The organism is Acinetobacter sp. CIP A162, assembly GCF_000367905.1.
Lineage (GTDB): Bacteria > Pseudomonadota > Gammaproteobacteria > Pseudomonadales > Moraxellaceae > Acinetobacter > Acinetobacter lwoffii.
Window position 1 is genome coordinate 820305 of the sequence record NZ_KB849159.1, and the last position, 13683, is coordinate 833987.

Consider the following 13683-nt stretch of genomic DNA (forward strand, 5'->3'; position numbering starts at 1 on the left):
ATTAAGAGGACGTAATCTTCATGAATAAATCAGAATTAATTGATGCAATTGCAGAAAAAGGGGGATTATCTAAGGCTGACGCAGGTAAAGCTTTAGATGCTACAATTGCTTCTGTTACTGAAGCTTTAAAATCGGGTGATACAGTAACTTTAGTGGGTTTTGGTACTTTCGGTGTGAAAGAACGCGCTGCACGTACTGGCCGTAACCCACAAACTGGTGCTACTCTTGAGATCAAAGCAAGCAAAGTACCTAGCTTCAAAGCAGGTAAAGGCTTAAAAGACGCTGTAGCTTAAGCTTACCCAGCGACGAAACGCGCCTTCTTTGGCGCGTTTTTTATTGATAAATTTAATTGTGATGATTAACACATTCATTCAATGGGTATTTTCGGTTAAAATCCTTTGCAAATAAAATATTGGAATACTTATGGAAGCTTTTCGTAAAGTTATTAAGGGTTGGTTGGGCAAAGTCTTGCTCGTTCTGTTTTTGACCCCGTTAGCACTTGTAGGTATTGAAGGATATTTTAGCAGCGGAAACTCTGATGCGGCAAAATCAGTGAACGGGACTGAAATATCTCAAAAAGAATTAGAGTCACTGACCAAATCATTTAAAGAACAATATCTCAGTTATGCCAATGGGGATGAAACTTTACTGAATCAAAGCTTCATTGACCAGAAAGCCATGGATACTCTGGTTGCACGTACTTTATTGCTGCAACAGGCTGAAGAATTAGGGATCAGTCTGAGTGACCAGCAAATTGAACAGATGATTGCTCAGCAGCCTACTTTCCAGCAAGATGGCAAGTTCTCGAATGCTTTATATGAAAATTATCTAAAATCAATTGGCATGACCAATCGCGCTTTGATTGAAAGTTTACGTAAAGATCATGCGCTGAAGATGCTGTCATCGACTTTCCTGGATTATCCACTGGTAAGCCCAGTCGAAATGCAGCAGATTGCCGATTTACAAACTGAACAACGTCATATTCATATTTCCAGCATTAATCTGGACAGCTATAAAAAAGATGTCAAAGTGACGGATGCAGATATTGCTGCTTATTATGAAAAACACAAAACGCTATTTAAACAGCCGACCAGTGTAGATGTCGACTATGTGGTGTTAAAGCCAAGCGATATTCAGGTGGAGAGTTTAGCGGTTACAGAGGCTGAGCTTCAGGAAGCCTATACCGCCTTTGTTGCAACACAAAAACAGACAGTTAAACCAGATGTGAAGCATATTTTAATTACGGCGGACAGTCGTAGTGATGCTGAAGCAAAAAAACTGGCGACCGATATTGCAGCCAAAATTAAAGCCGGTACTACTTTTGCTCAGGCAGCAGCACAATATTCTGAAGACCCTGAATCTAAGTCTAAAGGTGGCGCGCTTGCCGTTTATGAAGAAGGTGTATTTGGTACTGCATTTGATCAGACGGTTAGTTCTTTAAAATCGGGTCAGGTGTCTGCACCAGTGAAAACAGATTATGGTTACCACATCATTTCTGTGCAAACGCCAGATGTTGCAGTTCCTTCTTTTGAATCACAAAAAGCACGTTTGTCTGAAGAAGCCTTGGCTGCTAAAAAATCCAATGCATTCTCTGATACGGTCAATACGCTAAATGATATGGTGGTAGGAAGTGATTCTCTGGATGTCGTTACACAGGAAGTTAAAGGTGTACAAGTCCAGAAAGCCCAAGGTGTAACACTTTCGACCCGTGATCCTGTGCTGAGCGATGCTAACCTCAAAGTCAAATTGTTTAATGACGATGTTAAAAATGGTGATCGTAATGCTTCATCAAGCATTCAGTTAGCCAATGGTGATGTAGCCTGGATAAAGGTGCGTAATTATCATGCAGCCGGCGAACAAACATTGGCAGAAGCAAAACCCCGTGTTAAGGCTCAGTTGATTGAAGACAAGGCAGCTGCTTTGGCAAAAGCAAAAATTCAGAAAGCTTTGGATGAGTTCAAAACCAAACCGGCTGCAGCAGTGGCGAAAGGTGATTTGATCTTTGAAGATGCTGGCGTTTACACACGTGCTGAAGGTTTACTAAAACGTGATGTACAGCGTGCGGCCTTTAGTCTGCCGACACCAAAAGCAGGCCATTGGTCAGTGACCACAGCGAAAATGCCGAATGAACTGGTTGTGGTTGCGGTATCAGAAGTGAAGAAAAATCCGGTGGATGTATTAAGTGCAGAACAGCGTAGTGAGTTGGTGAAGTTATATCAGCAACTTCGTGGTCAGCAGGAATTTGATGACTATACGCGTTACCTGAAATCTCAGGCAAAAATCAAATAAAATTGTTGTATAAAAAAACCAGCCTGCGGGCTGGTTTTTTGTTTTCTAGGCAAATAATGGTTTAAGCACGAATAATCAGTTGATAACCGGTATATTTGCGCATATTAATCACGCCAGTATCCAGAATTAAATACTGGCCCTTGATGCCTTGTAATTTGCCACGAATCACAGGAGTTTTATCCAGATTATGCGATTTAATCTTTTCCGGATATTGTTCTACCGGATAAATAAACTCTCGTGCGAATTCATCTTCCAATACTTCAATATTTTCATTAAATTCTAGATTCTGATTAAATTCTTCGCGAATGCTTTGAATTTTAGGCGCAAATTCTTCCAGCAGTTGTTCACGCACTTCAATCAGGTTCAATGGTTCTGCTTCACCTTTCAGTAGCTTGCGCCAGTCAGTTTTATCAGCAACCTGCGTACCAAACATGACCTCAAGCTTTCCGGAAAGACGACGTGAGCCCACTTTCATAATCGGCAGGGCTTGGGAGGCACCCTGATCAAGCCAGCGAGTCGGCATTTGGCTGGTACGGGTAATGCCGACCTTTAATGCACTGGAATTGGCCAGATAGACAATATGTGGTTGGAAGCAGACATTCTGTGCAAATTCATCTTCGCGGCAAGTGCCCAAATGATAATGGCACGTCTCTGGCTTCATGATGCACATATCACATGAAGCATTGGTTTTAAAACATTTAAAACAGTGACCTTGCGAAAATGATTTGGAAGTTTTGTTGCCACAAGACACGCAGTAAATATTACCGGTCCATTCAATCTCGATTTCTTGGCCTAAATTAAACGGAAGATCAATTTCTGCACGATCTAAAATTAATTTATATTCAACATTTGCCCGCTGTATCTGTTGATCAGTTACACTAAGGTCCTTGAGGCCGACGTGCATTTTATGACAAATGCCCTGAAGTTCCATAAAAATTACTCACTTAAATCATAAGGATGCAGTTATGGCTGAGCAGAATGTCATTACTTCAATGCTAGACGATTTCGCACAGGAACAGCCAATTCATACTGCTATTTGTATTGGGCAGGACTTGAGCCAAGTCCAGTTTCAGCCAGCTATTCAATGGTCCTATTTTAGCGTATCTGACTTTTTAAATCTGCCTTTTCAGCAACGTTATGACTTGGCTGTGGTGATGCTGGATACTGCAGAAACAGAACATTTGTCTGAACAGATCATGAGTCAAATTCTGGTGAAATTACGTGATTTGTTTGCCAAACGGCTAGTGGTGATCAGCCGGCTGCAAAATGAAAAGTTATTGAGAGCTTTAGGATTTACCCAGCTGATTGACAAGACCACACATGAGGCCGATTTTGCGCTGTGGCAGTTTAATATTTTAACCTATAAGCACGTGCCAGACTGGTTTAACTCCAAATTTTGGGCTAAGCCGGAAAACTGGGATAAATTTCGCTGGTAAACCGAAAACCTGCTTAACCAAGATTGCAAATATTAACACAATCTTGCCTAGACAATATGAGGGCAGGCCGTATTCTGTAATTAAGATGCACATAGGATATAGGACATGACAAACCTGAGTAGTATTGTGGAAATATTAGCAAAGCAGGCATTGGGTGGTGGGCAGTCGCAGCAAAAGTCCTCACAACAAGGTGGCTTGGCAGATATCCTGGGGTCTGTGCTAGGGCATTTAAACCAGTCAAATTCTCAGCAAAATCAAAATACTCAAAACCAGCAAAATCAAACCGGCCAGCAGACTCGACAAAATGGTCTGGGGGCAATTTTAGGTTCAGTAATAAGTCAGTTCGGTGGTAGTGGTACTCAAGGTACTGCTCAGCCTCGTTCAGGATTGGGTGGTTCTACTGGTAAAACCTTATTGATTGCAGTACTGCCTTTAGTGCTGGCCTGGATTCAAAAACAGGGCGGTTTACAGGGTGCATTAGACAAGCTAAAAGGACAGGGGCTCAATAGCCAGGTCGATGATTGGGTGTCGACCGGCCCCGGTGAAAATGCCAATGTCGATCCGCAGCAGGTGCAAAACCTGTTTGATGATCAGGAAGTTGAAGCAGTTGCACAACAAACCCATGCACCGAAGCAGGATGTGTATAGTGCGATTTCACAGGTCTTGCCGCAGATTATTGATTCGCTTACTCCACAAGGTGAGCAAACCAGCAAGCAGGAAGCCAATAATGATATTCAAAATGTATTGAATATGGTTTCAGGACTTCTTAAAAAATAAATATAGACATTAAAAAATCCCGATATCTGTCGGGATTTTTTAATAACTATCAAATGATTTAGAATTTAATCTAGATTCATGCTGAACAGCTGATTAGATTTACAAATTTTCTTGGCAACATAATGAGATTTTCTCATGCGAATCAGGATAATCTGCGACTGAAAACCGAGTTCACCAAACTCAGGTTCTACCTGTACATAATGCAGTTGCCCATACTCATCTCGCACCCGCGCTTGAGCAGAAAAACCGGGTCGGGCATTGCCACTGGAAATTGTCGCCAAACGGCCAAGTAAATTGACATTGTTCTTTTTATATTTAGGTGGAATGACCTGATCCAGACAGTGAATCATAAAAATAGTAAAAAAAGTCGCAATGATTAAAGCCGGAATAATCAGGTAATAAGCAGGCAGAAATTTAAATTCCTGAGAATAGATCAGGAACTGTAAAACATAGCCGGCAAAACTAAAATTCATCAGGAAGAAAAACACAATCAAGGTTTTGGAGAATTTGACGTTTAGTAGATCCATCTGCTGAAAGTCATAAGGTGAAATTTTTTGCAGAAACTTGCTGGGTCTGAGTCCAAAATAGAAACCAATGGTTTTCACCACACCGAACAGAATAATCGCCAATAAACTCAGATGAAAAGGCATCAGGTTATAGTCTAGAAAAAATGCAGGCATGGTGAAGTCCGTTTTAGTCTTATTCTGAGAGGTAAATTCCACCATCAGAATGCACGGTAATCTCTACTTTTTCAAGTGCTTGACCTTGGCAAGGCCCAGAAATGCATTCACCGCTTTCTACCAGAAACAAGGCGCCATGCGTGGAGCATTCAATAAATTCCTGATCGCGATCCAGAAACTGGTTTTCCAGAAATTCCAGTTCGACCTGCAAATGCGGACACAGGTTTTGATAGGCATAGAAGGCACCGTCACGCTGTGTGATAAAGATATTATCTCCATCGGGAAGCTCAAAAGAGCGTGCTTCGCGTTCTGGAACGTCTTCGGTCATGCAAATTTTAAACATTAAGCACATTCCTTTTGAAAGTCTTGTAATAATGCCGCATAGTCTTCAACTGCCAGGCGTGGACCAAATTGTGAAACCACCTGGCTCGAAATGAGAATCGCCAGTTCAGCCGCAGCTTGAAGACCCAAATTAGCATTCAATCCGTACAGGAAAGCCCCGGCAAAAGCATCACCGGCACCGTTGGCATCTACTGCAGGCACTTTACGGCCAGGAACAGTAAATGTATTTTGATAATCCGAAATCAGTGCGCCTTCAGCTGACAATGTAATGACAACGTGCTGACTGATTGTTTTTAATTTAAGCAGGGCTGCCTCAAGATTATCTGTTTCTGTATACATCAGCGCTTCTTGCTGGTTACATAACAGCAAGTCTACACCATCTGCAATCATTTCATCCAAACCGGCACGCGCGTATTGCACCATGGCAGGATCAGATAAAGTTAGGGCAATTTTAACGCCATTGGCACGGGCAATATCACGTGCTTGTTGTACCGCATGACGTGCTGTGTCAGAAGTTGATAAATAACCTTCGAGATATAGCCATTTCGCGCTATTTAGTGCGCTGAAATCAATTTGTTGATCAGTCAGTTCGGCCGTAATACCCAGATAGGTATGCATGGTACGTTCAGAATCAGGGCTGACCAGAACCATACATGTCCCTGTTACGCCTTCACTGATCGATTGGGTGGTGGTCTTAATACCTGCATCATTCAAACCCTTCAGGTAGATGTGCCCCAGTTCGTCATTTCCGACACGACAGCCATAAAATGCAGAACCACCGAGCGCAGAAAATGCCACGGTAGTGTTGGCTGCTGAACCGCCTGAAGCCTGACCCTTATACACTTGAGTCGCTTGAAGATTTTGATAAAGAGTGGCCTGAGTCTCACCATCTGCAAGTTGCATGGTGCCTTTTTGCAAGTGATGTGCAGTTAAAAAGTCATCAGAAACTTTAAATTCTTGGTCAATCAGCGCATTACCAATCGCAAAAAGATCAACAGTTGCCATGTTCAAATATCACATTAAAAATGAAAGTCCTAAGTTTACACGATTGCTTGGGATTGCTGTAGTTTGCTGAATCATTTTCAAATATTTTTCAAAAATGCTGTATTTTGTTCAGCAGCTATCTTTGGTCTAAAAACTGACTTATTTTTGTGCACTGGTGTGCTGCAGCATTGATTTAAGGATCACATTTTATTTATAAAGAGATATCGCTCCTGGCATGATACTTTAAGTCGCTTGGCAACAGTGATTCTTCACAACAATTTCAAATAGTGTGCGTATATGAATATTAAAATTGTAACAGCCGAACAACTCCCGGATCAGATCGAAACACTGGCAACTCTGGCACGTAAAGAAGGCTATAATTTGGTAGATAAGTTAATAGAAGAATATCGCACCGGGAAAAACTGCTTTAGCCACGCCAATGAATATTTGGTGGTGGCGCATGATGGCAAGAAACTGGTTGGCTGTGGTGGCTTAAACCAGCAATGGGGAGATAACGGCATTGAAGACCGCATTGGTCGTGTACGCCGTTTTTATGTGCATCCGAAATATCGTCAGCATGGCGTAGGCAAACAGCTTTTGGCTTACCTAGAGCAATTGGCACGTCCGCATTATTCGGCTTTATGCTTACAAACAGATACCCGACTGGCCGCCAGTTTTTATCAAAAGCAGAATTATGTATTTGTAGAAAATAATCCAAGCTATAACTATTTTAAATATCTGATTTCTTAAGCTTGTAAATACTCATCTAGATGCAGGAAGTAAATTTGATGATTTAATTTTCAAATGATCAAGTTTACTTAATTCGATCAAAATCCTCGGTTTTCAACGTGAATAATTCAAACAACTAAAGCTATAATGCGCTTAGTTATTTTAATTAAAGCATTAGGAGATCGCATGACTGTAGATGTCACTGAAACCATTTCTCAAACTGTACATCCTGCGTTTCAGTTGGTACGTCAACAACATGTTGAAGCTTTAGACATTTTCGTGTCTGAATATAAACATAAAGTGACTGGCGCCACGCATTATCATCTGGCGACCAATCACGACGAAAATGTCTTTCTGGTGGCGTTTCGTACCCAGCCGATGGATTCTAAAGGCGAAGCCCATATTCTGGAACATACTGCGCTGTGTGGTTCAGAAAAATTCCCGGTGCGTGATCCATTCTTCCTGATGATTCGCCGTTCATTGAATACTTTCATGAATGCCTTTACTGCGGCTGACTGGACTGCGTATCCATTTGCGACCCAAAATAGTAAAGATTTCCAGAACCTGCTCGAAGTGTATATGGATGCAGCATTTGCTGCGAACCTGAATCCATTGGATTTTGCCCAGGAAGGCATTCGCATTGAGCTGGAAAATGGCGAGCCTGTCTATAAAGGCGTAGTTTTTAATGAAATGAAAGGTGCGATGAGTTCGCCTTCAGACCAGCTGTATCACACGCTGGCGCATCATTTATATCCGCATACCACCTATCATTATAATTCTGGTGGTGATCCTAAAGATATTCCTGACCTGACTTACCAAGAGTTAGTAGATTTCTATAAGTCACATTACCATCCAAGTAATGCAGTCTTCATGACCTTTGGCAATAAAACAGCATTTGAATTGCAAGAGCAGTTTGAACATCTGGCATTATCCAAATTTGAAAAAGGTCAGACGCTGTATCCAACACCTGAAACCCGTTTGACTGCACCATTGACGGTTACCGACAGCTATGCGGTCGATGCCGAAGATCTACAGGACAAGACCTATCATGTGCTGTCATGGTTATTGCCGGAAGCTAGTGACATTAAACTGCGTTTGGGCATGCGTTTAGTTGAAGGGATTCTGCTTGAAGATTCAGCATCACCACTGCGTCATTATCTGGAAACGTGTGGTTATGCAGATGCAACAGGTCCATTCATGGGCGTGGATGATTCTAATTTTGAAATGACTTTCTACTGTGCGGTGCAGGGTTCAAATCCTGAACATGCAGAAGAATTTAAAAATGGTGTGTTTAAGGTTCTAGAAGATGTTGCCTCTAAACCGGTTGATCAGAACATGGTCGATGCGATCCTGCATCAAATTGAATTGCATCAGCGTGAAATCAATGGTGATGGTACGCCGTATGGTTTGAGCCTGATTCTGAGCGGTCTGGGCAGCGCGATTCATCACCGTGATCCGGTTGAAGTTTGGGATGTGGATTCTGCGATTGCCGCAGTTAAGGAAGAGCTGCAAGATCCGATGTGGCTTTCCAATCTGATCAAAGAGCATCTGCTGGATAACCCACATCGTGTCCAACTGACACTGGTTCCCGATGCGACCAAATCTGCCAAAGAAGCGGCTGATGAAAAAGCGCGTCTAGCCGAAATTGGAAAGAATCTGACTGAAGAACAAAAAGCTGAAATTATTGCCCAGACTGAAGCATTGAATGTTCGTCAGGACACGCCGGATGACTTGAACTTATTGCCGAAAGTCGGTCTGGAAGATGTCCCTGCGGAATTGCAAATTGTTCAAGGCCAGTTGCGTGAGATTATCTGTAACCGTGTTGATACGCCGTTGAACCTGTATCATGCCGGCACCAATGGGATTTATTATCAACAGGTTCTGGTCAATATTCCGGATGAAGTGGTGCAGTCGCCTTACTTTAACCTGCTGTCGATCCTGATGGGTGAAGTTGGTGCGGGTGAGTATGATTATCTTGAGTTCCAGCAACTGCAAACAGCGGTAAGTGGCGGTCTGGGCATGGGCGCATCTTTGCGTTCTAAAGTCGATGACAAAAACAAAATTACTGCCTGGTTGACGTTGACCACCAAATCTTTGGTGAATCATCTGGATGCAATTCGTCTGTTAAAGATCGGTTTTGAACAGCTTCGTTTTGATGAGAAAGACCGTATTGTTGAACTGTTACAACAGCGTAAAACGCGCTGGCAGTCACGTATTTCTGGTTCTGGACATAGCTATGCAATGCAAACGGCTTCACGTCAGCATAGTGCATTGGCTTTGCGTGATTATCACAATACCGGTTTGGGTGCATTGAACTGGCTGATCGAGCTGGTGTCTAAGATCGAAAAAGATCCGGCTGAATATGATCTGCTGATTGATGAATTAAAACGGATTCATCGGGTCTTGTTGCAAGCACCAAAGCAATTCCTGTTAGTCTGTGAAGAGCCGCAGTCTGAGCATCTGATCGAAGAAATTCAGAATGTCTGGGACAAACTTGCTGTTGATCCAGCACCGGTTGCATTGACTCAAGTCGAAAAAGTAACCCATGATCAGCACGAAGCCTGGTTGATTCAAGCCAATGTCCAATTCTGTGCGGCTGCTTATCCGGCAGTTGAAGTCTCACACCCTGATGCTGCTGCCTTGATGGTACTAGCGGGTTATTTGCGTAATGGCTTCCTGCACAGCGCCATTCGTGAAAAAGGCGGTGCCTATGGTGGTGGTGCGAGCTATGACGGCAATGCCTGTTCGTTCCGTTTCTACAGCTACCGTGACCCACGTCTGGCAGAAACCTTCCAGGATTTTGATGCGAGTATTCAGTGGTTACTCAATGCACCACAACAGCCGCATCAACTGGAAGAAGCCATTCTGGGGCTGATTGCCAGTATGGATAAACCAGGCTCACCGGCAGGCGAAGCCATTACTGCATGTTATTCCTACTTGCATCAACGTACGCCAGCGTTCCGTAAAAAATTACGTGAACGTTTATTGAATGTCACACTGGATGATTTGCAGCGTGTTGCACAGACCTATCTGGTCGAGCAGCAGGCGACGAAAGCCGTTGTGGCACCAGTGGCAAAACGTGAAATGCTGGAGCAGCTTGGTTTTGTAATTCAACAAGTTCTATAAATAAAAAAAAGAGGATAAGGGATGGCGCTTAATTCGTTTAAGCGCTCAACTCTACAGCTGAGCGTGTTGCTGGGCTGTGCAGTTGGGACGCAAGTGAATGCGGAAGAAACAGTAGTCAACAGTCCCACGCCGGCAACGGCTGAAGCCTGTGCTGCACTGGAAATTAGTGCAGAGCGTCTGGCCTGTTATGATACTTTATTTAAAATTCCGGTTACTGATAAGCCTGCAATCGTTTCTGAACGTCGTGCAGCAGCAGAAATTGCGCCTGAACCCGACAATTTAAAAGCGAAAATTGGTCAGACTGTTTCCAATATTTACGCTTCTGAAGGATCAAAGCTGACGCCGAATCTGTCTTTGCTGGATAGCCGCTGGGAACTCTCTCCGGAAAGTAAATTAGGCACCTGGAACATTCGTTCTTATCAGCCGGTGTATTTGATGCCAGGTTTCTGGACATCAAACAAGAATGAATTACCCGAGAGTGAAAATCCCAACAATATAGAGACAGAGAAACAGAATCTCACCTCAACTGAAGCTAAGTTTCAACTGTCTTTAAAGACCAAGGCGGTTGAAAATATCTTGGGAGATAATGGCGATCTCTGGCTTGGTTATACTCAGTCTTCGCGTTGGCAGGTGTATAACTCGGAAGAATCACGTCCGTTTCGTGAGACCAACTATGAACCCGAAGCCAGTTTGATTTTCCGTACCAATTATGATCTTTTGGGTCTGAATTGGCGTATGTTGGGATTGACCATCAATCATCAGTCCAATGGTCGTTCTGATCCGTTATCACGTAGCTGGAATCGGGTGATGCTGAATCTTGGTTTTGAAAAAGACAATTTTGCCTTGATGGTTCGTCCTTGGTATCGCTTTGAAGAGAAGCGAGAAGACGATAACAATCCAGAGATCAAGAACTATATTGGCCGTGGAGACATGACCGCATTTTATCGTTATAAGGAGCATGATTTTTCATTGATGCTACGACATACCTTAAAAGGTGGAGATGAAAACCGTGGAGCGGTACAGTTCGACTGGTCATTCCCGATCAGTGGGCGTTTGCGTGGCCAATTCCAGCTTTTTGATGGTTACGGAGAAAGCCTGATTGATTATAACCATCGTGCCACGTATGTCGGTTTAGGTGTTTCCTTGATGAACTGGTTCTAGGATTCCAACTTTAAACATCTTGGAATGAAAATAAAAAACCATGCCGCTGCATGGTTTTTTTATAGATAGATTAGCCAATCTGGATTTCTGAAGGCGGATGTTTGAGACGACTCTTTTTCGGAGTCGCAATAAAATAAGCAAGCGTCAGTGGCCCTAGACGCCCTGCGAACATTAACAGCATTAGAATAATCAAACTGGCAGGTTGTAGTTCCTCTGTTACCCCTCGGGACAAACCGACGGTACAGGCCGCAGACACGGCTTCAAACAACAGATCCAGAAAATCCTGCTCAGGTTCCAGGATTAATAAGCTCATAAAACCCATCATGATCAATGCTGCAGTAATACACACGACGGCCAATGCTTTAAACGTAGTTTTTTCAGGAATAGAGTGATTAAACAGCCGGATCTCATCTTCGCGTCTTAAAAAACTGATTACGCTGATGACCACAATAATAAACGTACCGACCTTAATGCCGCCCGCCGTACTTAAGGAGCCGCCCCCGATAAACATGAGCAGCATGGTAACGAGACTGGATGCATCGCTCATTTGTTCCATTGGCAAGCTATTAAAACCTGAAGAGCGGGGAACGGTGGCATGGAACCAGGCATTCACGGCCTGATCGCCCAAACTCATGAGACCCAAGGTGTGTGGATTGGAAGCCTCTAGTAGCCAAAGTACGATAAAAGCACTTAGGTTCAGACCCAGAATCGTTGAGAGGATTAGCTTGCTGTTGGTACTCAACTTACGCCAGCGCTTATGTTCTTTGACGTCCATCAGCACCAGAAAACCGATACCGCCAATGATATACAACATACTGATGGTAAAGGTAATCAGATATTGCCCTGAAAAACTCATCAAGCTATTTGGAAATAGTGAAAATCCACCATTATTAAAAGCGGAGACACTATAAAAGGCTGCATAAAATAATGCATCAGTGAATTGATATTCTTTAAGCCAGGACAAGGTCAGAATCAGCGTGCCGATCGCTTCAAAGAATAGAGAATATAAAAACACGGCTTTAATGGTAAAACTGACTTTTTTCAGACTAGTTTGTCCAATGGACTCCTGTGCCATGACTTGTTGTTTTAGCCCCAGTTGCGGTGCCAGACTCATCACTGCCAGAATGGCAAAGGTCATAAAACCCAAGCCGCCGCATTGCAACAAAAACATAATCACGATTTGACCAAATACGGTATAGGCTTCACCGACATTCACCACCGATAGCCCGGTAATGGTCACAGCAGAAGTTGCTGTAAAAATCGCCTCCAGCCAGCTGATTTCTCCATGATGTGCAATAGGCAGCATCAATAGCAGTGAGCCGATCAGAATTAATCCGAGAAAACCCAAAGCCAGTAAGCTCGGAGGACTGAGGTTAATCGTCCTGTGTTGCTTTAAATCAGAACTTTTCATAAATGTTTAAAATATTTAGCAAGACGGCGCAAAGGTTCCAGCAATCCTTCAACCAGTAAAATGTCGCCTTCTTGAAGAATCTGATTGGCATCTACGTGGTATTGCAGCGTAGATCCGCGTTTATGTAATAAGGTGGTAATTTCAGGTATATGCTTCATCAACTGATTCAACGGTGTACCATGATGATCTGCATGAATCTCGATCTTGACAATATAGTGATCATCTTCAAGTGACATATAACGGCTAACCATCGGGTAGCTGAGTGATTGTGCCACACGGACGCCCATATCTTCTTCTGGGTGAATAATTTTTTCGACGTTCAGATGGGTCAAAATCATATGGTGGGCTTTGGATTTGGCTTTGGCCCAAATTTTCTTTACACCCATATTTTTCAGATGCAGTACACACAGAATGCTGGCTTCAATATCTTCACCAATTGCGACTACGACCGCTTCACAGCGCTGGATATCCAGTTCATCCAGGACATGCTCATCGGTTGCATCGGCAATGACCGCATGGGTGAGCTGATCGGAAATATTTTCCACATATTTTTTATCGAGATCGATTCCAATCACATCATGTTTCAGGCTGATCAGTTGAGTCGCCACTGTTGCACCGAAGCTGCCCAGCCCAATGACTGCAAATAATGCCATGCATATTTCCTTAAATCTTTTTATTTCAAATCAGTTCATGTCTAAGTATGTATCTTAAAGATTTTTATAGTTTTCAGCTATCTGGCCTTACATAA

13 protein-coding genes are annotated in these 13683 nt (G+C 43.1%); 7 read left to right on the forward strand and 6 right to left on the reverse strand.

Going from position 1 to position 13683, the window contains the following annotated elements; genetic code table 11:
• Nucleotides 1-20: 20 nt before the first annotated feature.
• Both F995_RS10305 and F995_RS10310 read left to right on the forward strand, forming a co-directional pair.
• Nucleotides 21-293 (forward strand): HU family DNA-binding protein, encoded by a 273-nt coding sequence (locus F995_RS10305; protein ID WP_004279807.1) that lies wholly within the window; start codon nt 21-23, stop codon nt 291-293.
• 130 nt (nt 294-423) lie between these two features.
• Complete coding sequence (locus F995_RS10310; RefSeq protein ID WP_004646769.1) at nt 424-2289, forward strand: SurA N-terminal domain-containing protein; 1866 nt, start codon at nt 424-426, stop codon at nt 2287-2289.
• A 61-nt stretch (nt 2290-2350) separates the two neighbouring features.
• On the opposite strand, the gene F995_RS10315 is transcribed toward F995_RS10310, so the two are convergent.
• Nucleotides 2351-3220 (reverse strand): DUF2797 domain-containing protein, encoded by an 870-nt coding sequence (locus F995_RS10315; RefSeq protein WP_004646770.1) that lies wholly within the window; start codon nt 3218-3220, stop codon nt 2351-2353.
• A 34-nt stretch (nt 3221-3254) separates the two neighbouring features.
• Here F995_RS10315 and F995_RS10320 point away from each other — a divergent pair, with 34 nt between their 5' ends.
• Nucleotides 3255-3725 carry a DUF6231 family protein gene (locus tag F995_RS10320; RefSeq protein WP_004646771.1) on the forward strand — a complete coding sequence of 157 codons (471 nt, stop codon included), beginning with the start codon at nt 3255-3257 and terminating at the stop codon, nt 3723-3725.
• Between the two features lie 105 nt (nt 3726-3830).
• A complete protein-coding gene (locus tag F995_RS10325; RefSeq protein ID WP_004646772.1) occupies nt 3831-4502 on the forward strand; it encodes a YidB family protein in 672 nt (223 codons plus the stop codon).
• A gap of 65 nt (nt 4503-4567) precedes the next feature.
• On the opposite strand, the gene F995_RS10330 is transcribed toward F995_RS10325, so the two are convergent.
• The 3 genes from F995_RS10330 to F995_RS10340 are packed head-to-tail and all read right to left on the reverse strand — an operon-like array spanning nt 4568 to nt 6529.
• Entirely contained in the window at nt 4568-5182 is a 615-nt protein-coding gene (locus F995_RS10330) for an OB-fold-containig protein (protein WP_004279798.1), read from the reverse strand.
• Between the two features lie 19 nt (nt 5183-5201).
• Nucleotides 5202-5510, reverse strand: a complete 309-nt coding sequence (locus tag F995_RS10335) for a Rieske (2Fe-2S) protein (RefSeq protein WP_004279797.1) — start codon at nt 5508-5510, stop codon at nt 5202-5204.
• Between the two features lie 14 nt (nt 5511-5524).
• Entirely contained in the window at nt 5525-6529 is a 1005-nt protein-coding gene (locus F995_RS10340; RefSeq protein WP_004646774.1) for an adenosine kinase, read from the reverse strand.
• A gap of 276 nt (nt 6530-6805) precedes the next feature.
• Between F995_RS10340 and F995_RS10345 the strand changes: the two genes are divergently transcribed.
• The 3 genes from F995_RS10345 to F995_RS10355 all read left to right on the forward strand — a co-directional run bounded on the left by F995_RS10345 (nt 6806) and on the right by F995_RS10355 (nt 11524).
• Nucleotides 6806-7258, forward strand: coding sequence for a GNAT family N-acetyltransferase (locus tag F995_RS10345; protein ID WP_004646775.1), 453 nt, complete (start codon nt 6806-6808; stop codon nt 7256-7258).
• Nucleotides 7259-7423: 165 nt separating this feature from the next.
• Nucleotides 7424-10363, forward strand: a complete 2940-nt coding sequence (locus F995_RS10350; RefSeq protein ID WP_004646776.1) for an insulinase family protein — start codon at nt 7424-7426, stop codon at nt 10361-10363.
• 21 nt (nt 10364-10384) lie between these two features.
• Entirely contained in the window at nt 10385-11524 is a 1140-nt protein-coding gene (locus F995_RS10355) for a phospholipase A (protein WP_004646777.1), read from the forward strand.
• 70 nt (nt 11525-11594) lie between these two features.
• Here the strand turns inward: F995_RS10355 and F995_RS10360 are convergent, their stop codons facing one another.
• Together F995_RS10360 and F995_RS10365 are read right to left on the reverse strand one after the other, a co-directional pair.
• The gene (locus F995_RS10360; protein ID WP_004646778.1) at nt 11595-12935 is read right to left on the reverse strand and encodes a TrkH family potassium uptake protein; all 1341 of its coding nucleotides are present in this window, start codon (nt 12933-12935) and stop codon (nt 11595-11597) included.
• On the reverse strand, nt 12932-13588 hold the full coding sequence (locus F995_RS10365; RefSeq protein ID WP_004646780.1) for a potassium channel family protein: 657 nt from the start codon (nt 13586-13588) through the stop codon (nt 12932-12934). Before F995_RS10365 ends, F995_RS10360 begins: the two co-directional genes overlap by 4 nt.
• Nucleotides 13589-13683: the final 95 nt, after the last annotated feature.